The organism is Paracoccus onubensis, from assembly GCF_003591515.1.
In the GTDB taxonomy this organism is placed as follows: domain Bacteria; phylum Pseudomonadota; class Alphaproteobacteria; order Rhodobacterales; family Rhodobacteraceae; genus Paracoccus; species Paracoccus onubensis.
In genome coordinates, this window is record NZ_QZCG01000007.1 from 216835 (window position 1) to 241321 (window position 24487).

The 24487-nt window shown below is 59.7% G+C and carries 21 protein-coding genes and 1 tRNA gene; 8 read left to right on the forward strand and 14 right to left on the reverse strand.

All coding sequences use genetic code 11. The features are described from left to right. Positions 1-5: 5 nt before the first annotated feature. The 5 genes from D3P04_RS23865 to D3P04_RS11960 all read right to left on the reverse strand — a co-directional run bounded on the left by D3P04_RS23865 (position 6) and on the right by D3P04_RS11960 (position 3655). A complete protein-coding gene (locus tag D3P04_RS23865) occupies positions 6-128 on the reverse strand; it encodes a CYTH domain-containing protein (RefSeq protein WP_269902626.1) in 123 nt (40 codons plus the stop codon). After that, the gene (locus tag D3P04_RS11945; RefSeq protein ID WP_119749121.1) at positions 125-874 is read right to left on the reverse strand and encodes a ParA family protein; all 750 of its coding nucleotides are present in this window, start codon (positions 872-874) and stop codon (positions 125-127) included. Before D3P04_RS11945 ends, D3P04_RS23865 begins: the two co-directional genes overlap by 4 nt. Continuing rightward, positions 874-2364 (reverse strand): CHAD domain-containing protein, encoded by a 1491-nt coding sequence (locus D3P04_RS11950; RefSeq protein WP_232844983.1) that lies wholly within the window; start codon positions 2362-2364, stop codon positions 874-876. The genes D3P04_RS11945 and D3P04_RS11950 overlap by 1 nt, the downstream gene beginning before the upstream one ends. Before the next feature lie 23 nt (positions 2365-2387). Beyond that, positions 2388-2567, reverse strand: coding sequence for a hypothetical protein (locus D3P04_RS11955; RefSeq protein WP_119749125.1), 180 nt, complete (start codon positions 2565-2567; stop codon positions 2388-2390). Between the two features lie 296 nt (positions 2568-2863). Continuing rightward, entirely contained in the window at positions 2864-3655 is a 792-nt protein-coding gene (locus D3P04_RS11960; RefSeq protein WP_119749127.1) for a phytanoyl-CoA dioxygenase family protein, read from the reverse strand. A gap of 481 nt (positions 3656-4136) precedes the next feature. Between D3P04_RS11960 and D3P04_RS11965 the strand changes: the two genes are divergently transcribed. The 3 genes from D3P04_RS11965 (at position 4137) to D3P04_RS11975 (ending at position 5936) form a co-directional block, all read left to right on the forward strand. Further along, positions 4137-4694, forward strand: a complete 558-nt coding sequence (locus tag D3P04_RS11965; protein ID WP_119749129.1) for a dihydrofolate reductase family protein — start codon at positions 4137-4139, stop codon at positions 4692-4694. Between the two features lie 207 nt (positions 4695-4901). Continuing rightward, complete coding sequence (locus D3P04_RS11970; protein ID WP_119749131.1) at positions 4902-5378, forward strand: SRPBCC domain-containing protein; 477 nt, start codon at positions 4902-4904, stop codon at positions 5376-5378. Between the two features lie 474 nt (positions 5379-5852). After that, positions 5853-5936 (forward strand) — tRNA-Leu (locus tag D3P04_RS11975). Between the two features lie 88 nt (positions 5937-6024). Here the strand turns inward: D3P04_RS11975 and D3P04_RS11980 are convergent. The 4 genes from D3P04_RS11980 to secA all read right to left on the reverse strand — a co-directional run bounded on the left by D3P04_RS11980 (position 6025) and on the right by secA (position 13585). Further along, positions 6025-7338 (reverse strand): short-chain fatty acid transporter, encoded by a 1314-nt coding sequence (locus D3P04_RS11980; RefSeq protein ID WP_119749133.1) that lies wholly within the window; start codon positions 7336-7338, stop codon positions 6025-6027. 106 nt (positions 7339-7444) lie between these two features. Continuing rightward, positions 7445-8722, reverse strand: coding sequence for an HlyD family type I secretion periplasmic adaptor subunit (locus D3P04_RS11985; RefSeq protein WP_232844991.1), 1278 nt, complete (start codon positions 8720-8722; stop codon positions 7445-7447). Between the two features lie 161 nt (positions 8723-8883). After that, on the reverse strand, positions 8884-10641 hold the full coding sequence (locus tag D3P04_RS11990) for a type I secretion system permease/ATPase (protein WP_119749135.1): 1758 nt from the start codon (positions 10639-10641) through the stop codon (positions 8884-8886). Between the two features lie 226 nt (positions 10642-10867). Next, a complete protein-coding gene (gene secA / locus D3P04_RS11995; protein ID WP_119749137.1) occupies positions 10868-13585 on the reverse strand; it encodes a preprotein translocase subunit SecA in 2718 nt (905 codons plus the stop codon). 200 nt (positions 13586-13785) lie between these two features. On the opposite strand from secA, the gene D3P04_RS12000 reads away from it, so the two are divergent. The 3 genes from D3P04_RS12000 to mutT are packed head-to-tail and all read left to right on the forward strand — an operon-like array spanning position 13786 to position 16402. Beyond that, positions 13786-14751: a peptidylprolyl isomerase gene (locus D3P04_RS12000; RefSeq protein WP_232844984.1), complete on the forward strand. Its 966-nt coding sequence runs from the start codon at positions 13786-13788 to the stop codon at positions 14749-14751. 2 nt (positions 14752-14753) lie between these two features. After that, on the forward strand, positions 14754-16007 hold the full coding sequence (gene argJ, locus D3P04_RS12005; RefSeq protein ID WP_119749139.1) for a bifunctional glutamate N-acetyltransferase/amino-acid acetyltransferase ArgJ: 1254 nt from the start codon (positions 14754-14756) through the stop codon (positions 16005-16007). Further along, positions 16004-16402, forward strand: a complete 399-nt coding sequence (gene mutT, locus D3P04_RS12010; RefSeq protein WP_119749141.1) for an 8-oxo-dGTP diphosphatase MutT — start codon at positions 16004-16006, stop codon at positions 16400-16402. The genes argJ and mutT overlap by 4 nt, the downstream gene beginning before the upstream one ends. Before the next feature lie 113 nt (positions 16403-16515). Here mutT and infB read toward each other — a convergent pair whose 3' ends face one another. Genes infB through rimP form a run of 4 tightly spaced genes read right to left on the reverse strand, consistent with a single transcriptional unit; the run spans position 16516 to position 21971 of the window. Beyond that, a complete protein-coding gene (gene infB / locus D3P04_RS12015) occupies positions 16516-19089 on the reverse strand; it encodes a translation initiation factor IF-2 (RefSeq protein WP_119749143.1) in 2574 nt (857 codons plus the stop codon). 8 nt (positions 19090-19097) lie between these two features. Continuing rightward, positions 19098-19718 (reverse strand): RNA-binding protein, encoded by a 621-nt coding sequence (locus D3P04_RS12020; RefSeq protein ID WP_119749145.1) that lies wholly within the window; start codon positions 19716-19718, stop codon positions 19098-19100. Positions 19719-19740: 22 nt separating this feature from the next. Then, positions 19741-21351, reverse strand: a complete 1611-nt coding sequence (gene nusA, locus D3P04_RS12025; protein ID WP_119749147.1) for a transcription termination factor NusA — start codon at positions 21349-21351, stop codon at positions 19741-19743. Further along, positions 21351-21971 carry a ribosome maturation factor RimP gene (rimP, locus tag D3P04_RS12030; protein ID WP_119749149.1) on the reverse strand — a complete coding sequence of 207 codons (621 nt, stop codon included), beginning with the start codon at positions 21969-21971 and terminating at the stop codon, positions 21351-21353. The genes nusA and rimP overlap by 1 nt, the downstream gene beginning before the upstream one ends. A 201-nt stretch (positions 21972-22172) precedes the next feature. On the opposite strand from rimP, the gene D3P04_RS12035 reads away from it, so the two are divergent. Next, the gene (locus tag D3P04_RS12035) at positions 22173-22718 is read left to right on the forward strand and encodes a CAP domain-containing protein (RefSeq protein ID WP_232844985.1); all 546 of its coding nucleotides are present in this window, start codon (positions 22173-22175) and stop codon (positions 22716-22718) included. Here D3P04_RS12035 and pip read toward each other — a convergent pair. Further along, positions 22715-23701: a prolyl aminopeptidase gene (gene pip, locus D3P04_RS12040; protein ID WP_119749150.1), complete on the reverse strand. Its 987-nt coding sequence runs from the start codon at positions 23699-23701 to the stop codon at positions 22715-22717. The genes D3P04_RS12035 and pip overlap by 4 nt on opposite strands. A 47-nt stretch (positions 23702-23748) precedes the next feature. Between pip and ubiG the strand changes: the two genes are divergently transcribed. Next, on the forward strand, positions 23749-24483 hold the full coding sequence (gene ubiG, locus D3P04_RS12045) for a bifunctional 2-polyprenyl-6-hydroxyphenol methylase/3-demethylubiquinol 3-O-methyltransferase UbiG (protein WP_119749152.1): 735 nt from the start codon (positions 23749-23751) through the stop codon (positions 24481-24483). The last annotated feature ends 4 nt before the right edge of the window (positions 24484-24487 follow it).

Sequence of the window (24487 nt, forward strand, 5' to 3'; positions counted from 1 at the left end):
CCTTTCTACTGCAACCGGATCTCGGCCGAAGCCGTGGTGAGGGTCAGATAACCTTGGAGGATCGGCTTGGCGGGCAATCCGTCCGGTACAGGTCCTTCGAGCAAAAACTTGCGCCCGATCTCCTTCATCCGTTCGCCCGCCCCGCGATCTCTTCGAACAGGGCCTGATAGGCCTTGCCGGCCCTGCTGTTCGGCGCGGTGGCCAGAACCGGGGCACGGGCCAGGCCCATGCGTTCGATCTCGGATGCAAAGGGGATCGTCGCCTGCGTGAAACGTCTCGGATGCGCATCTGTCATTGTGGCGATTATTTCGCCATGCAGACTCTTGATACCCTGTACCATCGAAAAGAAGGCGTGGATCTTGTCCTCCGGCAGGTCGGAATTACCGAAGAATTCCAGCAATTGCTCGAAGGTGCGCTGGGACAGCGTGGTTGGGATCACTGGCACCACCACCGCATCTGCCGCGTGAAAGACATTTTCAGACAGCATTGAAATATTCGGCGGGCAGTCCAGCAACACCAGGTCATAATCGGATTTGACGGCCTTCAGCGCCTTTTTCAGGCGCGACTGGCCATTTTTCATCCGTGACAGGAAGACGTCGAATTCGCGAAAGCTCATATTCGCGGGCAGGATGTCGAGATTATCATAGTCGCTGCCCCGGATCGCCTTGGTGAAGCGTTCGACATCCTCGAAAAAGCGCGCATCGGTCAGCTTCTTGGACGGCTTCACGCGGAAATAGAACCCCGAGGCGCCTTGGGGATCAAGATCGCAAAGCAGGACCCGTCGCCCCGATGCCGCAAAGGCATAGGCAAGGTTCACGGCGGTCGCCGTCTTGCCGACGCCGCCCTTGTTGGAATAGCAGGCAATGATCTGCATCAGGCTTCCTTTCCGTCGTGAAACAGTTCGCGGATGGTCCGCTGCATCTTGTTGCTGTTGAAACGCGCGAAGGCTGCGATGATCTTCTCGCGCTCCGCAACTTGTTTCTGATGCAGCACGATGACCAGCGCGCCGATATTCTGGGCGATTTCGAGCTTGTGTGGATCATCGCCCAGATCGTCGGCAAAAACTTGGAGCTTGGTCTGCTGTACCGCATAATCGTTGAACAGGCCCAAAGAATCCTGAAGCTTCTTCAGCGGCTTGAGAATATTGGCGAAATCGTCTTGCGGAAAAACCGAACCAAAGAACTCCATCAGATAACGCAGCTTCTTGCATTCGATGCGCAATTCGTGAACCTCCTCGTCCGGTGTTCGGGCATTCAGCTCTGCTGCGATGCGTCGGATCCGGCGATAGCGTTTCCAGATTAGTTCGCAGGCCAGATCATAGGAGGCGCGGCTGGCGTTCGGGCCGGGCAGCAGCTTGCGCCGCCTGGCGAACATCCTGGCCAGCGCCTTGATGTCCTTTTGATAGCCCTTGCTGCGCAGATGAGCTGCAAGCGTGGCTTGTTCCACAGTGCGCCGGTGGCGAAGCAATGCGAACATCCTGTCCAGCCCGGAATGCATCCTCTCGGGCACAAGATCGCGGAAGCTCTGTTGTCCCAGCAGATAGACGTCCAGATCGCGCAATGGCCCGGTCTGTGCCATCAACGCAGAGAAACGCGCCTTCAGTTCGGCCGTCTGCTCCGGGTCGTAGACGTCCTTGAACAGGCTCAGAACCGAGCGGATCTTGCGCAGCGCGATGCGGTAATCATGCAGGAATTCAGTGTCGAGATCGGCAATGATGCCCTGCTCATTCGCGCGGGCGACAGGCAGATAACCGGTAATTAGGTCGCTTGCCGCGTCAAGGGCGGTTTCCTCGCGTCCAACCTCGATCCTTGGTTTGGCAACATAACCGGTACTGGCAGGCTCGATCATCCGGTAGAGATTGCCTGCCGCAAGCGGCGTGCCTCCGCAGTCACGTATGCGCGCGACCAGATCGTGCAGGGCTGTATCATAGCCGCGCAGGCCCTGAGGTGTCAGTAGGATCACGGCATTGCCGCTGGACGATTCCAGTTCGCGCAACTGGGCGCGTGCCCGGGTTTTGCCCTCGTCATCAACCAGCGCCAACCTGCCCGAGCGGGCGATGCCCGAGGTAATGGATAAAAGCGCCCGTAGCGGGGACAGATCGGCAAGCGCGGCCTTGACCGGCCCTTCGGCGAACTCAGCGACAAAGCTGGCCCCGGGTGTGGCGGGCTGACTGCACATCCCATCGGCGGTCGACAGCAACTCCATCAGGCTCCCGTCTTCCAGAAGCAGCCGTCGGGTGGTGCGCAGGCGCTGATCGAAAGAATCGCGGATCGCGAAGGGACGGTTTCCCTCTGTCCAGTCCAGGACCGGCGTCAGGTTCTGCACATTGCGTTCGGCCAGCTTGGTCAGACATGCGGCCGGCATGTAAAATGTTTCGCCTCTGGCGGTCATGCCTTAGGCTTTCGCGGTTGACCGAGATAGTCCTCGACCAGTTTTTCGATAATTTTCTGCACGCTTGTCTCTTCTTCGATTGCGCGGATCTTCAGGGCCTTCAATGTCTTGCCGCAGAGGCGCAACGAGGTGTTCTTCTTTCCATCGTCGTCTTTCGATTTTTTCGTCTTGGCCATGTCCTGATCCTGTATTCGTGACGTCATGATGTCATACGCAGCCGAGCATGACAAACAGGTATCCGGAAGGAGTAGTGGGAACCAATCGGATGAACCCACGGGAAGAAGTGATACGCCAGGTTCCGCAGTCGGCCAAGGCGCAACTCCGCGGCAAGGTGGCGATCGTATCCGGCACAGGAATTCAGATTGTTCTTCTCAAGGCATCTTCTCGCAGCACTGGACGGACACAAGGAGCTCTTCCACGACATTCATAGCGGGGCTCCGACACCGTCCTGCGGTTCCGGAGCCCCTTCGATCTAAATCGACAGTCCGCAAGCCTTGCGGATGGCGATTTGGACCGGGGATGGCGGCAGTGACGGATCGAACTCCATGCTTGGTATCAGTGGCGGCTGAGCCATGAACCGTGGCTCTGTCCCCTGATGCGACTGGGCAGCATGCACCACGAAGGGATGGCAGAGATAGACCGTCCCAGCCTCTCCAGTCGCGAGAGCTATCTCGCAATCTGCTGTCGATGCATAGCCGTCAGCCGAGAGCTGCCCGAGTGTCATGCCCACTTCACCGTGCGGCAAAAGTTTCCGGGCGATGGTGGCATGTGAGCCCTTTCGTATTCGGGTCGGCGCGTCCTTCTCGCCGACGTCGGAGAAGAGAAAGAGCATCAGCAGCGCCCGTCCACTACTTTTGACATTCGCGCGCCAATCCATGAAGTCCGGGGATTCCGTCCCGTAGCTCATGTCTACATGCCAGCCATCGTCTCCGACGCTTTCGCCCGAGGGAAAGCGGATCGGGAAGCTCCCGAGGCTTGCGGGGCGCCGCCAGCGTCCTTCGCCGACGAGCCTGTCATAGGCAGCATGCAGGCGCGGTGTATTGGCGGCAGCTACGAAGGGTGGCGATGATTTCGAGCCTATACGAACGACCGGCTCGCTCCATGTCTCGGGCCGGTTCGGGGACAGGCCGATGTCATCCCACAGCTCGCTGCGGCACTCTTGGGCGAGCTCGCGACCAAAGGCATCCTCCACCTTGACAAAACCGTCCTTGATGAAACTTTCGACCTGATGCGGAGTCAGGCCCATTTCTTGGGGAATGGACATTATACGTCCTCCATTTCAGCTTTCGCGGTGCGAAGCCGTTACGATTCAATCGACGCCGAAGCGTCTGCGACGAGGGTCGCTTAGAATCGCGGGAAGAATGTGGACGTGAACATCATGGTTATTGGCTATTGCGGCGAGGCGGAAAGGTCAAGACCGGCGTTTCCGGCTCCCGGCCAATGAGCCCGTTGATCAGGCACCTTCGTGCTTCCAATTGTCTTGGCGGCTATGCTTGCACAGTTCATAGGTCCGATACAGGAGCGGATGGCCCAGCAAGCCGGCGGTTTGTTAAATCGCGCATTATCGGCAGACAGGTTCTCAAGGATTATGGCGAATCCTCCGATTCCCCACGCCCGCCTCACCGTCAGCTGGATGCCGGCGCGCCAGCATATCATGGTGCCGCAGAGATCGCCGCGAAGAGCCCCTACATCAGCCGCGAGCAATAACCCTGGGTCTTCTCGAGCGGATGGTTTAGGCTTCTCGCATGGGATTATTGACCTTCAGCATAAACGTCACCCTGGACGGCTGCATCGATCATGAGGCGGGAATCGCTGATGACGAGACGCATGCGTTCTTCACTCGGCTTATGGACGAAAGCGGAGCGATGCTGTGGGGCCGCATCACCTACGAGATGATGGAGAGCTACTGGCCAGCGGTCGCCCGCGGCGACGTGGAGGCGCCGACGGCGATACGCGAATGGGCAGTCAAGCTGGACGCCAAACCGAAATACGTGGCGTCATCAACGCGAACGGCCTTCCCGTGGACCAACAGCCACCATATCGCCGACGACCTGCGAACAGGCGTACAAAAGCTCAAGGACGCGACTCCGGCCGGCGTGCTCCTCGGTAGCGGCAAACTCGCAACCGAGCTGGACCGGCTGGATCTGATCGACGAATATCAGTTCCTCGCCCATCCCAGGATCGCCGGCCATGGCCCGACCCTGTACCGGGACGGGCTGCCCAGTGCGCGACGGCTCGAGCTGGTCTCGGCAAAGCCGCTCCGCAACGGCGTGGTCGCGATGCACTATCGGCGCGCGCGCTGACTCGGAGCAGCCTCTATGCGCCCAGCTCGGGGCTCGGGTGTCGCGGGAGCACTGCCGATGAGCAGCAGGCATTGGGCCGCCCCTTGCCGATTCCAAGGGTGGCAGAGGCGGTTTAGAGCTGTTTACCACATGCTGCGTTGCCGCAAGGCGGATCAGAGGCCATATCAGCATCTTTTGCGGCGCAGAAATTTGTGATAATTATTGGATATGGCTATCGAACGTATCGACCGCGCAGAGCGGCAAATCTCAGCTTCAGCAGCCGAGATCTATCGCGCCTTTCTTGACCCGGTGTTACTTGAGAAGTGGCTGCCTCCTGCAGGGATGACCGGAAAGGTTCACGAGATCAACCCGATCAAGGGTGGCGATTATGTCATGAGCCTCTATCACGAAGAAGCTTCGCCCGTGATTGCTGGCAAAACGAACGAATATGAAGATAGATTTCGCGTTATATTCGATGATCTTAAGCCAGGAAAGCAGGTCGTGCAGCGAGTGGTGTTCAATACCTCTGATCCAAGCTTTGCAGGCGCGATGAAGCAAACTTGGACACTTTCTGAGGCTGGTCATGTAACGACTGTTTCGGTCGCTTGCGAGAACGTTCCAGCAGGCATTCGACCCAAGGAACATGCTGTCGGACTGAACTCATCGCTTGAAAATCTTGCATTGGCAGTTGAGACAGGTGGCTGAGCATAAACTACTGGGGTCTGTGGACTGAACCGCCCCCTTAGAACCTATCTCGATCTACTGCCTGTTTCCGGGGCTTACGTTATCCCAAAGAACTTGACGCAGCCTCTTGGCTACGATTCTGTGGAACGGAAGTTCAGGGCGTGGCGAAAGGAACTCGGCGAGAAGGCCGCGCCTTACAGCTTTCATGGGCTCCGTAAGCTGGCCATCATCTGATTGGCAGAGTCCGGATGCACAGACGCCCAAATCCAAGCCATAACAAATCAGAGCCCGAAATGGTGGCCTATTATCGCAAACGAGCGAGCCGCAGAACGCTGTCCAAGCAGGCAGCAGAACGAACAAAGCACGAATCCTCAAAGTGGGAACCGCATTGGGAACTTTGGAGAATCGCATCGCGACAGAAGACAACAAAAAATCGGGATTGCTACGGACAACCACTTGCACTGAAACGCGAATTGCCTTACCCGGTCACGCAGTGCCCGAGTGGCGGAATGGTAGACGCAGCGGATTCAAAATCCGCCGGAGCAATCCATGCCGGTTCGAGTCCGGCCTCGGGTACCAAGGCAAAATCAATTATTTAGACTTTATTCCTCGAAAATCCGCTTTGAGGATGACCCCGACAATATGTCGAGGCCGATCCCGCATGTGTTCATAGCAGGTATAGCAGCGTCCCGATAATGATCCCGGTTATCAGCAATTGCACGACGCAGAATCCCATGATGTCCCGTGCCCTGAGGCCGGCGATTCCCAGCATCGGCAAGGCCCAGAATGGCTGAAGCAGGTTTGTCCAGGCATCACCCCAGGCGACAGCCATCGCAACGCGGCTGATATCGGCACCCAGGGCTTCGGCTGCCGGCAGCATGACCGGCGCCTGAACCGCCCATTGTCCGCCGCCGGAGGGAACAAAAATATTCACGATGCCCGCACTGATAAAGCTCCAGAATGGCAATGTCTCGGTCGTCGAGATGGACACGAACCATTCCGACAGACTGGCGGCAAGACCGCTTTGGGTCATGATTGCCATGATCCCGGCGTAAAACGGAAACTGGATAACGATCCCTGCGCCTCCGCGAACCCCTTCATCCAGAGCGTTCAGCAGATTGCGGGGCGTGCCGTGGCAGACCATCCCGGCGAACAGGAACAGGAAATTCACGACATTGAGATTAATCCCTCCGCCGCCGATGATATACAGGCCCAGCCAGACAAGCCCCGGTATTCCGATCAACCAGGTCAGGACGGAACTATGCTCCAGCCGCTCGGCCGGGGTCATGGCGGAAACCGGGTGCGGCGTATCGCCGACATCTTTCAGCAACGCCGGATCGACCAGAACCTGTTCATGTTCCAGTGGCAACATCAGGCGGTTGACCAATGGGACAGCAATGACCAACGCGATCACAATCGCAAGATTCCAGACCGAAAAGATTGTCTGAGACGTCGGAATTACGCCGATCTGATCGGAGGTAAAGTGACCCTCGGTCGCAATTGTCAGCGGGATCGAGCCAGACAATCCCCCGTGCCAGATAACGAAGCCCGAATAGGCCGCGGCGACCAATAGCCGGTAATCCACCCGGATCTGACGCGCAAGTTCCTTGGCGAAGATTGCTCCGACGACAAGCCCGAAGCCCCAGTTCAGCCAGCTTGCGGCAAGTGAGACCAGCGACACGAGAATGATTGCCGAACCGGGACCAGAGGCGAGTCCGGCAATTGATGCCAGAATCCGCCGAACCGGCGGAGAACTGGCCAGAATGAAGCCGGTGACCAGCACCAGAAGCATCTGCATGGAGAATTCCAGCAGTTCCCAGAATCCGCTGCCCCACATCTCGACAAGTGCGACCGGCGAGCTGCCCTCTGAAACGATGGCGGCGATGGCGGCAACGAGCGTCAGAATCAGCACGAAAATGAATGGGTCGGGCAGCCAGCGTTCGACCAGACGAGTTGCGGGCCTGGACAGGATTCTGAGCATGGTAAACCTCCTTGATGACCGATATCCGGAGCGTGGGGCAAGGGATGATAAAAGACAAGCAACCCTCCTCGCCGCCGGCTGCCGCAGTCACCGGCCAGATATACGGTCAGCTTTCGCGGAGGGCCCGGTTGAAATAATCGGTCAGAGGTTTCATCAGATAGGCCATGGGGCTTCGTTCCCCTGTCTGGATATAGATTTCGACCGGCATGCCCGGGATCAAATCCAGCTCGCCGAGTTTCTCGAGCTCTGGCGGAGGAATCGTGACTTCGGCGCGATAATAGGGCGTCTGGGTGACCTCATCCATCAATGCATCCGCGGACACACGCAGAAGCTGGCCGTCGATCTCGGGTGTGGTGCGCGAAGAGAATGCGGCAAAGCGCAGGATCACTGGTTGCCCCGGGCTGATTTCGTCGACATTTATCGTGGCAATGCGGGCGCCGATAACCAGCGGCCGGTCCTGCGGGATGATATGCATCAGTTGTTCTGCCGGGCGAATGACCGAGCGCGGCGTCGTTACTTTCAGATCGTAAACGATTCCTGCGGCGGGGGCGCGCAGTTCCAGCCGGCTGATCTGCTCAGACAGGCTGCGGCGGCGTTCGGCCAGTTCCAACTCCCGATAGCCCAGATCACGCAATTGCGTCTCTGCCTCTTCGCGCTGCTCGGCAGCCATGCGAAGCCGTTCGACATCCAGTTCCGTCTGGCGGGTTTCCGACGACGCGCGGCTTGCCTGCAATTCACCGATCTGCCCGTCGATCCGCGCGGCCTCGCGCCGCAGGGCCAGTACACGTGAAGCCTGCGCAAGCCCGCGATCCAGAAGCGATTGCTGATCCTCCAGTTCCTCGGCGATCAAATCCCGTTGCTCGGCCAATGCCGCAAGCTGTGCGTCAATTCCGACGATCTGGGCATTAACCTGTTCGGATTGTTTGGCCAACTGATCCAGAGATTGCTTCATCGTATCGCGGCGGGCGGCAAACAGGCTTGCCTGTCCTGCGATCAGGTCGGAAAGTTTGGGATCGTTCCTGGCCGCCGCAAGCAACTCCTCCGGGAATTCCGGGGATTCGGCATCTGCCCGTTCGGCTTCCAACCTGCCGCGGCGCGCAAGAATTTCGAAATACTGGCCTTCGACGATGACGAGTTCGGTCAGCAGCAACGTGCCGTCAAGGCGCAGCAAAACCTGGCCGGCATCTACGGTGTCGCCTTCGCTGACCAGAATTTCCTGCACGACGCCGCCATCCGGATGCTGCACAACCTGCCGCTGTTGCTCGACCTCGACCTGACCGGATGCCACGACTGCCCCCGCGATACGGCTTTGCGTGGCCCAGATGCCGAAACCGCCGAATAGTAGGATCAGGGCAAAGAAGCCCAGCAATAGCGGGGCGCGCACGGACCAACGCGCCGGATCGGCCGCGACCGCCGGAGCGGGCGGCGGCGGCGATCCCCGGGCGGGGGCAGATGGCTGTTCCGTGTCGCTGGCAGCCTTCGATGAGTGCCGCGGATCAGGCCAGGGAATGCTGTCACCCGGGCCGGGATATTTGTCCGGGTCGGTCACGCCACGCCCCCCCGGCTGCCGCTTTTATGTGCATCCATGATCTGCGCCGAGTTCTGCACCATCTCCCGCAGTACCGTGTCGCGTGGTCCCAACGCTCTGCGGGTGCCATGTTCCAGGACCAACAGCGTTTCGCATTGGGTGATCGCGGCAGGCCGGTGCGCCATGATCACAACTGATCCGCCTTGCGCCTTGACCCGCCGGATGGCGAGATTAAGCGCCTCGGAACCCTGATTGTCGAGATTAGAGTTAGGCTCATCCAGCACCAGCAGTACAGGATCGGGATAAAGTGCGCGGGCAAGTCCGATCCGCTGGACCTGACCTCCGGACAAGCGCCCGCCGATCTGGCTGACCCGCGTGTCATAGCCTTTCGGCAGATCAAGGATCATCTGATGGGCCGCTGCGGCCTGTGCCGCGCTGACGACCCGGTCGGAATCGGGATCTGGCGAGAGACGGGCGATATTCTCGGCAATGGTTCCATCGAACAATGTCACTTGCTGGGGCAGATAACCGATCAGATTCCCCAGCACATCCGGTTGATACTGATCCAGCGTCGCGCCGCCCAGCCTGATCGCGCCGCCTGCAAGTGGCCATGCACCGATCAGGGCGCGCGCCAATGTCGACTTGCCCGCACCGGAAGGGCCGATCACACCCAATGCCTGCCCCGGCTCAAGGCTAAAACTGACGCTGCGCAGGGCAGGGGAATCCTGTCCGGGCGGAATGACGCTGACCTGCCGCGCCTCGATCCGTGCAGGCGGCCGGGGCAGCGGGGTCTGTGGTGGCAGCGGGGGCTGCTTGCTCAGCAGCAGGGACAGCCGTTCGCGCCCATCCTGCGCGGCCTGAAATAACGACCAGCCGCCGATCAGTTGTTCAACCGGGGCTAGCGCACGGCCCATCATGATCGACGAGGCGATCATCGCGCCCGGGGTCAGTTCCTGACGCAGGACGAGCCAGGCCCCCGCTGCCAGAATTGCGCTTTGCAGGAACAGGCGAAAACTGCGGGAAAAGACCGTGAAGACCGCAGAGAGATCGGCGCCTCTTACAGAATGATCCTGCGCCTCCGTTCGTGCCTTGCGCCATCGGGTGAAGGTCGCCCCGCGCATGCCAAGTGCCGCAATCACCTCTCCCTCATTGTAATACAGGTCAGCCATGCGCTGTGCCTGATTGGCGGAGATCACCGAATCCCGCAAAGGCGCCTTGGAGAGAATGCGATTGGCGATCGTGGACATGACCAGCAGCACGCCGCCGATCGTGGCCACCACACCCAGAAGCGGATGAAAGATATAGACCGATGCAAGAAATATAGGTGCCCATGGCAGATCGAACAGGGCCAGCATGACCGGAGAACCGACAAAACGCTGCACCGCATCCAGATCGCGCAATCCGCTCGCCGTCGCCGAAGGATCACCCCCGGCCCTGGCGCCTTCCCGCAGGGCGGCATCGAATACGCGTGGCTCCATCCGGTTCTGAAAGCGTGCCGCGATCCGAAGCATCACGCGGTTGCGCGCCAGATCGAGTACTCCCATGAACAGGAACAGGAATGCCACCAGAACGAACAACGCCGTCAGAGTTTCGACCGAGCGCGAGGACAGGACACGGTCATAGACCTGCAGCATGAAAAGCGGTCCGGTCAGCATCAGCAGGTTCACCACCGTCGAGAATAGCCCGACGGAAACCAGCAGCGAAAACCCCGCAGATCCCGCATGGCGAAGTTCTTTCCTGCCGTTATGCGGGCCGGATCCAACACTCGTTCGCATGTTCACTTCACCATCAACCCGCGCGCAACTTGCTCATATGCCGCCAAGACCAACCATGCCGTAATCCCGACCGGAAGACGGCAGGAAAGCTTCAGACCATCCTTTACGCCAATCAATAACAGAAGGGTGAAGAATTTCCCAAGATGATTCAGAGTAGAAGCCGGTTGCCCGGCATTTCAGGCGGAAGCCGAGGGCCCGGCAGAGAAAGTGCCAGCGTTCCGGGGGATCAGATCGCCCCGTGGCAATGCTTGAATTTATTGCCTGAACCGCAAGGGCAGGGATCATTGCGCGACGGGTCGCCCCATGTCGAAGGATCGTTCTCGTCGAAGCCCGCAAGCAGTGGTTCCGGCCGGTCTGCGCCATCGCCGGATTGGGTGCCGGCCCCACTCTCCATCGTCAGATGTTCCTGCCGCGCCTTCTGCTGATCTTCCATCTGGCGCAGCATTTCTTCACGCTCGGTATCGGTCAGGGGGCGAATCTGGGCGAGCTGCTGGGTCACATCGCCGCGCAGACTATCCAGCAGGCTTTCGAAAAGCTGAAAACCTTCGGTCTTGTATTCCGCCAGAGGATCGCGCTGGGCATAGCCCCGGAAACCCACGACCGAGCGCAGATGTTCCAGTGTCAGCAAGTGGTCGCGCCATTTCTGATCGATCATCTGCAACAAGACCTGCTTTTCGATCTTCCGCATGTTCTCGACGCCGAATGCTTCCGTCTTTTCGGTCATGTAACGGTCGGTTTCCTCGATGATCCGCTCTTGCATGACCTCTTGGTCGACGCCTTCCTCTTCGGCCCATTCGCCGATCGGCAGATCCATGTTCAGCCGCTCGCGGACCGCCGCCGTCAGGCCGTCGACATCCCATTGATCGGCATAGGATTTGGGCGGCATATAGTCGAAGATCAGATCCTCGATGACCTGATGGCGCATATCGGTGGCGATCTCGCCGACCTCGTCGCTGTCCATGATTTCGCGCCGCTGGCTGAAAATCGCCTTCCGCTGATCGTTCATCACATCGTCGAATTTCAACAATTGCTTGCGGATGTCGAAATTGCGCCCCTCGACCTTGGCCTGGGCGCGTTCCAGCGATTTGTTGACCCAGGGGTGAATGATGGCTTCTCCGTCCTTCATGCCAAGACCGGACAGCACCTTGTCCAGACGCTCGGATCCGAAAATCCGCATCAGGTCATCCTCGAGCGACAGGAAGAACAACGAGCGGCCGGGATCGCCCTGACGGCCCGAGCGACCGCGAAGCTGGTTGTCGATACGGCGGCTTTCATGGCGTTCGGTGCCAAGCACGAACAGCCCGCCGGCTTCCAGCACCTTCCGCTTGTCGGATTCGTGATCGGCCTCGATCTTCTCGCGCAGGGCATCGGGATCCGCTTCAGGATCGGCGCGCAGCGCATCCAGGACCTTCATCTCGACATTGCCGCCAAGCTGGATGTCGGTGCCGCGGCCAGCCATGTTGGTGGCGATCGTCACGGTTCCCGGCTTGCCCGCATCGGCGACAATCTGCGCTTCGGCCTCGTGTTGACGGGCGTTCAACACATTGTGAGGAATACCGTCTTTTTTCAGCAATTCGGAAAGCATCTCGGATTTCTCGATGCTGGTGGTCCCGACAAGCATCGGCTGACCCTTGGTATGGGCCTCCTTGATGGCCTCGATCACGGCGGCGTATTTCTCGGCCGCTGTACGATACACCCGGTCATGCTCATCCACGCGGGCGATGGGGCGGTTGGTCGGAACCTCCACCACACCCAGTTTGTAGATTTCGGCAAATTCATCCGCCTCGGTCGAGGCGGTCCCGGTCATGCCGGCCAGTTTTTCGTAAAGACGGAAATAGTTCTGGAAGGTCACGCTGGCCAGAGTGACGTTCTCTGGCTGGATATCCACACCCTCCTTGGCCTCGATCGCCTGATGCAGCCCGTCCGACAAGCGGCGGCCCTTCATCATCCGGCCGGTGAATTCATCGATCAGTACCACCTCGCCGTCGCGGATCATGTAATGCTGATCCTTCATGAACAGCCTGTGTGCCCGCAGGGCCTGACTGGCGTGATGCACGATGGTGGTCGATTCAGGATCATACAGGGTCTGACCTTCAGGCAAGACACCATCCGCCTGCAGTTTCTGTTCCAGAAACTCGTTGCCTTCCTCGGTAAAGGTGGCATTGCGGGTCTTTTCATCCAGCTTGAAATGTTCTTCGGTCAACTGGGGAATATAGCTGTTCAGAACTTTGTAAAGCTCGGATCGGTCCTGCGACGGGCCGGAAATGATCAGCGGCGTTCGCGCTTCGTCGATCAGGATCGAGTCGACCTCGTCCACGATGGCAAAATAATGCCCGCGCTGAAGCATTTCCTCGACGCTGCCCTTCATATTGTCGCGCAGATAGTCGAAGCCCAGTTCGTTATTCGTGGCATAGGTGACATCGGAGGCATAAGAGACGCGCTTCTCGGCCTCTTGCTGGAAAGGATAGACGACGCCGCAGGTCATGCCCAACTGGCGATAAACCTTGCCCATCCATTCGGCGTCGCGCTTGGCCAGATAGTCGTTGACCGTGACGATATGCACACCCCGGCCGGTAAGCGCGTTCAGATAGGCGGGAAAGGTGGCGACCAGCGTCTTGCCCTCGCCTGTCTTCATTTCCGAGATATTGCCCTGATGCAGGAAAATCCCGCCCATCAGCTGCGTATCGAACGCCCGCAGACCAAGTGCCCGGCGTGCGCCTTCTCGACAGTTTGCGAAGGCTTCCGGGAGGATTGCGTCAAGGCTTTCCCCGTTTCGAACCCGTTCCTGGAATTCATGGGTCTTCTCGACCAGTCCCTCGTCGGAGAGCGCCTTGTACCCTTCTTCCAGAGCATTGATCTGCGCGACCAGACTGCGGGTCGATTTCACCTTGCGGTCATTCGGCGTGCCAAAGACCTTTTTCGCCAGAGTTCCGATGCCGAGCATGTTACCTTCGCATTCACATTGTTGGGAAAGGCTGTGATAGTAGGGCCACTTGCCCGCACCCGCCGCGTTGTCCTATCAGGGTCTGGTTGAAGCGCGGCGGCACCTTTCTGAGTTAGGTGGGATGTATGCCTAGCCCGCCGGACTGTCAACGCTGGCCCTTTTCCGCACGGGAGGAGGGCATATTATACAAAGGGAGTTCTATGCTTAAACATTCCATTCTGGCCGCTTTCGTGATTGCGGCGCCTGCCGCGCTGCCTGTTGCCGCGCTTGCGCAGGACAACAATGCCGAACCCGCACAGAACAGCGAAGCAGAACCCGCACAGAACGAAGCAGCGCCCGCCGAAAGCAGCGAAGCGGAATCGGCGCAGGACAGCGAAACAGCAGCCACGCAGGATGGCGATGCCGAAACCGTCGTGGCGACCGTGAATGATCAGACGATCACATTGGGCCAGATGATCGTGATGAAGCAATCCGTGCAAGATAATCCCCAGATGCAGGATCTGCCGGATCAGGCGATGTGGGACGTTCTGCTGGATGAGCTTATCCGTCAGGCCGCCGTTTCCGCGAGCGGCAAAGAGACGGCCAGCGTTCGCGCGCAGCTTGAACTGCAACGCCGTAGTGCCTTGGCATCCGAGGCTGTCGAGGGCCTGTCACAAGCAGAACCCACGGATGAGGAATTGCAGGCGTCCTATGACAAGCTTTTTGCCGACGCCGAACCGCAGACAGAATATTCCGCCGCGCATATCCTTGTTGATTCCGAGGAAAAAGCGCTTGAAGTGAAGAAAAAGCTGGATGACGGCGGCGAATTCGGCGAACTGGCCGAGGAATATTCGACCGGCCCCAGCGGCCCGAACCAGGGCGATCTGGGCTGGTTCACCGCCGATCAGATGGTTCCGGCCTTCTCTGAAGCCGTCGCCGCCATGGAAGCGGGCCAGATTTCGGATCCGATCAAGACCGATTTCGGCTGGCACGTCATCAAGCTGAACGACACGCGCGTGAAAGAAGCGCCGAAACTCGAAGAGGTGCGCGATCAGCTTGTGCAACTTGTCCAGCGCGAGAAGATCGAAGGCGAGATCGAGCGGCTGACGAGTGAAGCCGATATCGAAAAGACTGAAGGCATCGATCCGACCCTGATCAACAAGGTCGAATTGCTGGAGGCCGAATAATCATGGGTAAGGCCGGGATTACCGTATCGCCTCTGGCGCCTGCGTCTTTCCCTGATCTGCCCCGGATCGCTGGTGTGGAATTCGCCTCTGCTGCGGCAGGGGTGAAATATCAGGGTCGCACCGATCTGACCCTGATCCGCATCGCCAAGGGGGCGCAGATCGCCGGAGTGTTTACTCGCTCGGCCACCCGCGCGGCCTGTGTGCTGGACAATCAGGCCAAGCTGGCCGGGGGCGGCGACGCCCCCGACGGCGCGGCGATCATCGTGAATTCCGGCAATGCCAATGCCTTTACGGGCGCGCGCGGGCAGGAATCCGTTGATGCGGTGACCGGCGCGGTCGCCCTGGCGCTGGGCCTTCCCGCGACCAATGTCTATTCTTCCTCGACCGGGGTAATCGGCGAACCGCTGCCACATGAGCGGATCGTAGACTCGATCTCTGATCTGGTTGGCAGACTCGATCCTGCGGGTGCCGCCGACGCGGCGCGTGCCATCATGACCACGGACACCTTCCCCAAGGGGGCATCTGCCGTAATTGCCGCAGAAGGGGGCGAGATACGCATTACCGGTATCGCCAAGGGCTCGGGGATGATCGCGCCCGATATGGCAACGATGCTGGTCTATATCTTCACCGATGCGAAAATTTCCGCGCCATTGCTGCAGGATGCTTTGACGGGGGGGCTTGGATCAAGCTTCAACGCGATTACCGTCGACAGCGATACATCCACCTCGGATGCGCTGCTTCTTGCCGCGACCGGCCAAAGCCCGGCGGCGGAAATCCTCTCACTTGACGATCCGGCGGGACGGGCCTTCACCAGGGCGCTGCATGGAGTCATGCGGGAACTTGCGCATCTTGTCGTGCGTGACGGCGAGGGGGCGACGAAATTCGTCGAGATCCGGGTGACCGGCGCCGCTTCGGATGAGGATGCGCACAAGGTCGCCTCTGCTATTGCCAATTCGCCGCTGGTCAAGACCGCTATCGCCGGTGAGGACGCGAATTGGGGGCGTATCGTCATGGCGGTCGGCAAATCCGGTGCGGCTGCGGATCGCGACAGGCTGACAATTCGTTTTGGCGATATGGTGCTTGCCGAGAACGGCTGGCGTGCGCCTGATTATGACGAACAGGCAGCCAGTGCCTATATGAAGAACCAGGAACTCCTGATCGCTGTCGATATGGGGATGGGGCAGGGCGCGCAGACCATGTGGACCTGTGATCTGACCCATGGCTATATCGATATCAACGCCGATTATCGCTCGTGAAGACGGTTCTTGTTTCTGCGGTCTCTTTGATCGATCCCGATGGGCGCGTACTTCTTGCGCAGCGCCCAGAGGGGAAATCCATGGCCGGTCTGTGGGAATTTCCCGGCGGCAAGGTCGAACCGGGGGAAACGCCGGAAGCGGCCCTGATCCGCGAATTGCAGGAAGAGCTGGGCATCGATACATGGGCATCCTGTCTTGCGCCGCTTTCATTCGCCAGCCACAGCTATGAGGATTTTCATCTTCTGATGCCGCTATTCGCCTGCCGCAAATGGAAAGGTGTGGTCCACCCGCAGGAAGGGCAGGCATTGAAATGGGTGGGGGCGAAGCAATTGCGCGATTACCCGATGCCACCCGCAGATATCCCTTTGATCGCGGCTCTACAGATGTGGTTGTAAGGGGCGAAATACCGGGCGGAGGCCCCTCTCGGCGGGCGGAACCGGGTGATTTCTGAACGGAAAAAGGGGCCTCTGCAGGCCCCTTTTTTTAATGTTGTCGTATCAGGACGGCGTTACAGGTTGCGTTCGACCTCTTCGCGTTCGAAGATTTCGATGACATCTCCTGTGCGGATATCATCGTAATTCTCGAAGGCCATGCCGCATTCCTGGCCGGACTGAACCTCTTTCACTTCATCCTTGAAGCGCTTGAGTGTCTTCAGCGTGCCTTCGTGGATCACAACGCTGTCGCGCAGCAGGCGGACACCCGCGGAACGCCGCGCCACGCCCTCGGTCACAAGACAACCAGCAACCTTGCCGACGCCGGTGACCTTGAACACTTCCTTGATTTCGGCATAGCCGATGAAGTTTTCGCGGACTTCGGCGGACAACAGACCCGAGGCGGCGGCTTTGATATCATCGACCAGATCATAGATGATCGAGTAATAGCGGATCTCGACACCCTTCTGGTTGGCCGCATTCCGGGCCGGAGCATTTGCGCGGACATTGAAACCGATAACCGGGGTTTGCGACGCTTCGGCCAGAGTAATATCCGATTCGGTGATCGCGCCGACACCGTAATGGATGACGCGGACACGGACTTCATCATTGCCGATCTTTTCAAGCGCCTGAACGATGGCTTCGGCAGAGCCCTGCACATCGGCCTTCACCACCACCGGAAGCTCTGCAACGCTCTCATCGGCCTTGGCCTTCGCCATAAGCTGCTCAAGCGTGGTCGCAGCACCGGCGGCGGCACGTTTGTCTTTGGCCTGCTGACTGCGATAATCCGCAATTTCGCGAGCCTGTGCCTCGGTTTCGACGACGTTCAGAACATCGCCGGCCTCGGGCGTGCCGTTAAGGCCCAGGACCTCCACCGGAACCGAAGGTCCGGCTTCCTCCACACGTTCACCCTGATCGTTGATAAGGGCACGGACCTTGCCCCATTGCTCGCCAACGACGAAAATATCGCCGCGCCGCAAGGTGCCGTTCTGGATCAGAACCGTCGCGACGGGGCCGCGGCCGACGTCAAGCTGCGCCTCAATCACCGCACCCTGAGCAGCGCGCGCGGGATTGGCCTTCAGTTCAAGAATTTCCGCCTGCAGCGCAATGGCTTCCAGCAATTCATCCAGACCCTGACCGGTCGCCGCGGAAACCTCGACATCCTGCACGTCACCAGAGAGTTTCTCGACGATCACCTCCTGATGTAGCAATGAAGTACGCACCTTGTCGGGATCGGCCTCGGGCTTGTCGATCTTGTTGATGGCAACGATCATCGGCACCTTGGCGGCCTTGGCATGATTGATCGCCTCGATGGTCTGCGGCATCACCGCATCATCGGCGGCAACCACCAGAACGACGATATCCGTCACATTGGCACCACGTGCCCGCATCGAGGTGAACGCGGCGTGACCGGGCGTGTCGAGGAAGGTCAGCACGCTGCCCGAATCGGTCTTCACCTGATAGGCGCCGATATGCTGGGTGATTCCGCCAGCTTCGGCCGAGACGACATTGGCCTTGCGGATCGCGTCCAGAAGCGAGGTCTTGCCGTGATCGACATGGCCCATGATGGTAATGACCGGCGGACGCGACTGCCGATCCTCGGGCTTGTCTTCGACCGTATCAATAACCTGTTCAACATCCGAGTCGCTGACACGCACTGTCCTGTGGCCGAATTCCTCGATCACAAGTTCTGCGGTATCGGCGTCGATGGATTGGTTGATCGACACCATCATGCCCATATTCATCAGCGATTTGATGACATCGGCGGCACGCTCGGCCATCCGATTCGCCAGTTCCTGAACGACGATGGTTTCGGGAAGCTGCACTTCACGCGCGACCTTTTCGGCCCGCTGTTGCTGCCCCATCGCCTTCTGACGCGCCCGTTCCTGCTTGCGCTTCATGGCGGCAAGACTGCGCTGGCGCCCGCCTTCGCCCTCAAGCGCCTGAGAAAGCGACAGCTTGCCCGAGCGACGATTGTCGTCGCGTCCGGTCTTGCTGCGTACATCGCGATCATTGCCCCGGTCGGGACGATCGCGATCGCCCTTGCGCGGACCCGCGGCAGAGACACCCTTGGTTTCAGCACGGGACGCTGCGGCTTCGATGGCAGCCTGATCCTGAGGAGGCGCAGGCGGTGCAACCGCTGCCGGTTTCGCCTTCGGTGCCGGCGTTTCTTTTTTCGGCTCGGCCTTGCGCTTGGCCAGTTCTTCCGCTTCGCGGGCGGCACGCGCTTCTTCTTCGGCCTTGACCTTCAAGGCTTCTTCGCGTTCACGCTCCTGGCGCGCTTTCTCTTCGATCTCGGCCCGGCGGCGCTCACGCTCTTCCTCGCGGGCCTTTTCATCGGCTTCGCGGGCGGCTGTCTCGTCTGCCTCGCGGGCTCTGGCGGCAGCCAGAGCCTTCAGGCGGCGCTCCATTTCGGCATCCGAAATTCCTGCCGGTCGTTTGGAGGAGGTACCCCCGGACTTGCCGCCTCCGGCTTTACCCTTGTCGCCGGGACCGGATTGCGTGGCACCCGGCTTGGGCACCATGACGCGCTTGCGCTTGGTTTCCACGACCACATTCTTGGTGCGGCCATGGCTGAAACTTTGTTTGACCTGTCCCGGACGACTGCCGCCGCCAAGGCCAAGTGTCTTTTTACCGTCGTTATCGCTCATCTGCGTCTTCATTCCTTCCCGGCCGCCGTATTGCCGCCGTCATGCCCGCGCAGACCCGTTAGTCTGCCGGCTTCCAAGATCACCTTGTCCGTCAGGCCACCCGCCGCAAGCGCGCCGTGTATGACATGATCGCGCCCGAAGGACAAACCCAATTCTGATGCGGTCAGGCAACCGAACCATCGACCGCCTGTCGGTGTCCACAGCTTGCCCTTTCCGCGTTCTGAGCCATCGCTGGCCTGCAGAAGAACCTTTGCCCTGCCATCCGCCAGCCAACCCTTTACCTTTTCAAACCCCGCTACCGCATTGCCGGACTTGCGGGCAAGCGAAACCAGCTCGACCACACGCCGCGCAAGGGCGGTTTCAACCAACCCGGCCAGATCCTCGGGGGCTTTCACCTGCGCCCTGGCGGCGCGGGAGAACAATCCCTTCGTTGCGGCCTTTTCAAGCGCCGCGCGATCGGCTGCAACCCAGATACCGCGACCCGGCAATTTTTCCGCCAGATCCGGCACAATAATGTTGTCCGGCCCCACGACGAAGCGGATCAGCCCGGGCTTGGGCTGTACCTCGCCGGTGACGATGCAACGCCGCTCGGGCTGCTCGCGCGATTTATCCCGCCCGCCTCGGCTCACGGCCTTGCCAGATCCGGGGCGGTCAGGCCCCGGCCTCCTCGTCGGTTTCGGTTTCTTCCGCGGCCGTTTCAAGCTCGGCAGGATCGACCCAGCCAAGGCTGACACGGGCCGTCATGACCAGATGCTGCGCCTCTTCCAGCGAGACGTCGAATGGCTCCAGCAGCCCTTCATCCTTGACGCGTTGCCCGTCAACCGTGGTCCAGCCACCGGCAAGCTCCCAATCGGCGCAGGTGGCGAAATCTTCCAGCGTCTTGATGCCGTCCTTGGCCAATGCCTCGATCATCTGGGGAGTGAGGCCCTCGAATTCAACCAGCGAATCCTCGACCCCAAGCGCCCGGGCATTTTCAAGAGCAGTCTTGTTGCGGGCCTCCAGAACGTCGCGGGCACGGGCCTGAAGTTCTTCTGCCGTGCTTTCGTCGACACCGTCGATGGTCAGCAATTCGCCTTGCTCGACATAGGCGACCTCTTCCAGATCGGTAAAGCCTTCGGCGACCAGAAGCTGGGCGAAGAATTCATCCAGATCAAGCGCGTCCATGAACATCTGGGTGCGGGTGTTGAATTCGGCCTGACGGCGCTTGGATTCTTCTTCCTCGGTAAGGATGTCGATATCCAGTCCCGTCAACTGGCTTGCCAGCCGCACGTTCTGGCCGCGACGGCCAATGGCAAGGGAAAGTTGTTCATCCGGCACCACGACCTCGATCCTGCCGCCATCCTCGTCGAACACGACCTTGCTGACCTCGGCCGGTTGCAGGGCGTTCACAAGGAAGGTTGCCTGATCCTCGTTCCAGGGGATGATGTCGATCTTTTCGCCCTGCAATTCGCCGACAACTGCTTGAACCCGGCTGCCGCGCATACCGACGCAGGCACCGACCGGATCGATGGAATTGTCATAGCTGATCACAGCGATCTTCGCACGCGAGCCGGGATCGCGGGCCACGGCCTTGATCTCGATGATGCCGTCATAGATTTCCGGCACTTCCATCTTGAACAGTTCCGCCATGAATTGCGGGTCGGTGCGCGACAGGAAGATCTGCGGACCGCGGGTTTCGCGGCGCACATCCTTGACATAGGCGCGGATCCGGTCGTTCGGGCGATAGCTTTCGCGGCCGATCTTCTCATTGCGGCGCAGCACCGCCTCGCCACGGCCGACATCGACGATGATATTGCCGTATTCCTCGCGCTTGACGACGCCGTTGATGATGGTGCCGGCGCGATCCTTGAATTCTTCATACTGACGGTCGCGTTCGGCCTCGCGGACGCGCTGCAGGATCACCTGCTTGGCAGACTGAGCGGCGATTCGTCCCAGTTCCACCGGCGGAACTTCATCCACGATCACGTCGCCAACCTGCGGGTTGTCCAGATAGGGGCGGGCCTGCTCGACGGTCAGTTCGGCCTGGTAATTCTCGACCGCGTCGTCCTCGACCACGGTGCGGACGCGCGTGAAGCTTGCATTGCCCGTCTTGCGGTCGATCTTCACCCGGATATCCATCTCGGCGCCATAGCGGGATTTGGCGGCACGGGCGAGGCTATCCTCCATCGCTTCGATGACGAGTTCGGGCTCGATCATCTTCTCGCGTGCCACGGCCTCGGCGGTTTGCAGCAGTTCCAACTGATTGGCAGAGGTGATCGCCATCACTTACTCCTTGGGTCATCGGCGCGGCCTGCGCCATCATCTTCTGTTTCGATTTCGTCAAAAGCGGATTCGTCCAGATTGCCGATCTCGACACCGGCTTCCTTCTTCTGACGCAGCATTTCACGGATCAGATCGTCGCTCAGCACCAGCTTGGCATCCGACAACCAGTCGAGATGCAGCCCGATGGTCTGAATCTCACCGCCTTCTTCGATATTCAGCAAGACCTCGTCGCCTTCGACGCCAGCCAATACGCCTTTCCAGCGTTTGCGGCCGTCAATCTGCTGGTTGGTCTCCAGCCTGACCTCGTAGCCTTCGAACGTCTCGAAATCCTTCAGCCGGGTCAACGGACGGTCGATGCCGGGGCTGCTGACCTCCAGGTGATAGGCTTCCTCAAGCGGGTCTTCGACATCCAGCGTGGCGCTTACCGCGACAGAGATATCGCCGCAATCATCCACATTGATACCGCCCTCCGGCCGGTCGGCCATGATCTGCAGGGTCGCCTGCTTGCCGCCCTGAAGCCGCACGCGAATCAATTCGAAGCCAAGATCCTCGATCACCGGGGCGATGATCTCGGCAAGGCGCCGGTCGATGGCGGTCTTGGCGATCAGGTCGTTGGACATGGCTTCCCTTTGGATACAAAAAACGGGCCTTCAGCGGGCCCGTGCGAAACTTCCGGTCGGGGCAGGGGGTGGAAGCCTGCGCCGCTGTCAAACGGGTATATATTCCGGTTCGGCCAAATGTGCAAGGGCGCTGTCTATTGCCCGGATAGATACGGGATTGTTAAGTATCTGGTAAGCGAATCCGGGATAGGGTTCCGAAAAATGACGGATATCACGATGCAGACTGCAAGACACACCATACTCGCGCTTTGCCTGCTGGCCGCTGCCTGTGCAGCTCCATCTTCAGGCGTCGATCGCAGTGATCCACATGGTGTACAGGCTGTGGCGGCGGGCGATGCTCGATGTGTCGTGACATCCGAAACCAGTAACCGGGTCGGCGCGGAGGCGACGAATATCGCGCGTGCCAGGGCCGGATTGCCCGGGGTTCGCCCGAATGCGGTTCTGGCTCGGGCAGCGGCCGAACATGCCTGCGACATGGCGAAACGCGGCCGCATGACCCATAATGGCAGTTCATCTTCTGGGCCGGGCGCGCGCGTCAAGGCGCTGGGTTACAGGCCGATGCTGACGGCTGAAAATATCGCCGCCGGCCCGTTCGACCTGAACCGGGCGCTGCATGAATGGAACTCATCATCGAAACATCTGGACAATGTCCTGATTCCCCAGATGCGGGATTTTGGTATCGGCCATGCGATCGGATCGGATGGGAAGACGCATTTCTGGGCAGCTGTCTACAGCGCTCCGCGTTAATGCGAATTGGCGAAAAGCCCCTCGCGGATGGCATCCATGACCCTGATCAGTTCCTGCGTGATGCGCGGCTCGGACAGGGCGTGGCCCGAGGCGGGAATCAATCGCAGCTCACACCGCTCCCAGCCTTGCGCAAGCTCCCAGGCAGAGAGCGGCGGGCAGACCATGTCATAGCGGCCCTGAACGATCACCGCGGGCAGATGGGCGATCAGGTCGCGGTCACGCAAAAGCTGACCTTCGTCCAGAAAGCAGCCATTGGCGAAATAGTGATTCTCCAGCCGGGCAAAGGCCCGCGCATATTCTGTTGGCGCGTGCCCGCCTGACTGGTTCTGCAATCCGGCCAGCGCGTTTTCCCACATAAGCCACGGGAGCGCATAGCGCGATTGTTGCCCCAGATCGTCAGAGAAAAGGCGGCGATGATATGCGGCGATCATGTCATTGCGTTCGGTTTCCGGAATCGGATCGCAAAAGCGCGCCCAGAGATCGGGAAAGAACCGTCCGGCACCGCCGCCATAGAACCAATCCAGCTCGGTCTGCCGGCCAAGGAACACGCCGCGCAAAATCAACCCAGATACCCGTTTGGGATGGGCCTGCGCATATGCCAGCGCAAGGGTTGCCCCCCAGCTTCCCCCGAACAGCAGGGCTGAACCGATTCCCAGCAAACTGCGAATCTGTTCGATGTCCCGGATCAGATGTGCGGTCGTATTGTCCTGCACCGAGGCCGCAGGACGCGAGCGGCCGCAACCGCGTTGATCGAACAATATGACGCGGTAATGATCCGGATCGAAGAAACGGCGCATATAGGGGCTGCATCCGCCGCCCGGCCCGCCATGGAGAACGATGACCGGCTGGCCATCGGGTTTGCCGCATTCCTCGACATACAGACGGTGTCCGTCGCCGGTATCGACGATTCGCCGTTCATATGGTTCGGTCGCGGGATAAAGGCGCCCCGATGAGTAAGCGATTTGTTCTGACAATCTGTCCATGAACGGATTATAAGCCCAACTGCCGGAACTCGCCAGAAGGAGCCAACATGACAAGCATCGACCCTGCCGAGATCGTCAAGTTCGAGGCGATGGCACAGGAATGGTGGGATCCGAAGGGCAAGTTCAAGCCGCTTCACATGATGAATCCGGTTCGTCTCGACTATATCTTATCGCAGATTGCGGCGGAATTCGGACTGGAGCGGCGCAGCCTCCGGCCATTCGAGGGGCTGCGTATTCTCGATATAGGTTGCGGTGGCGGGCTGATCGCAGAGCCCATGGCCCGGCTTGGCGCGAAGGTTGTTGGCGCGGACGCCGCCGAAGGGAATATCGCCGTTGCTTCGCTTCATGCGGAACAACAGGGGCTGGACATCGATTATCGCGCCACGACGGCCGAAGCTCTTGCCGGGATGGGTGAGGAATTCGATGTCGTGCTCGCATTGGAAATTGTCGAACATGTGGCCGATCCGGCTGCGTTCGTTTCGACCTGTCGTGATTTGCTGCGCCCGGGTGGGCTGGCAGTGATCTCGACCCTGAACCGCACCGCGAAAAGTTTTGGCGCCGCGATCATTGGTGCCGAGTGGATCATGCGCTGGCTGCCAAAGGGCACTCATGACTGGAACCGTTTCATTACGCCAGAGGAATTGTCGGGCATGATGGGTGATTCGAAATTGCAGCCGGTCGATGCGCGCGGAATGGTTTTCAATCCGCTGACCTGGGGCTGGAGCCTTTCGGGGCGTGATCTGTCGGTCAACTACGCAATCGCCGCCCGTCGTCCGGAATAACGGC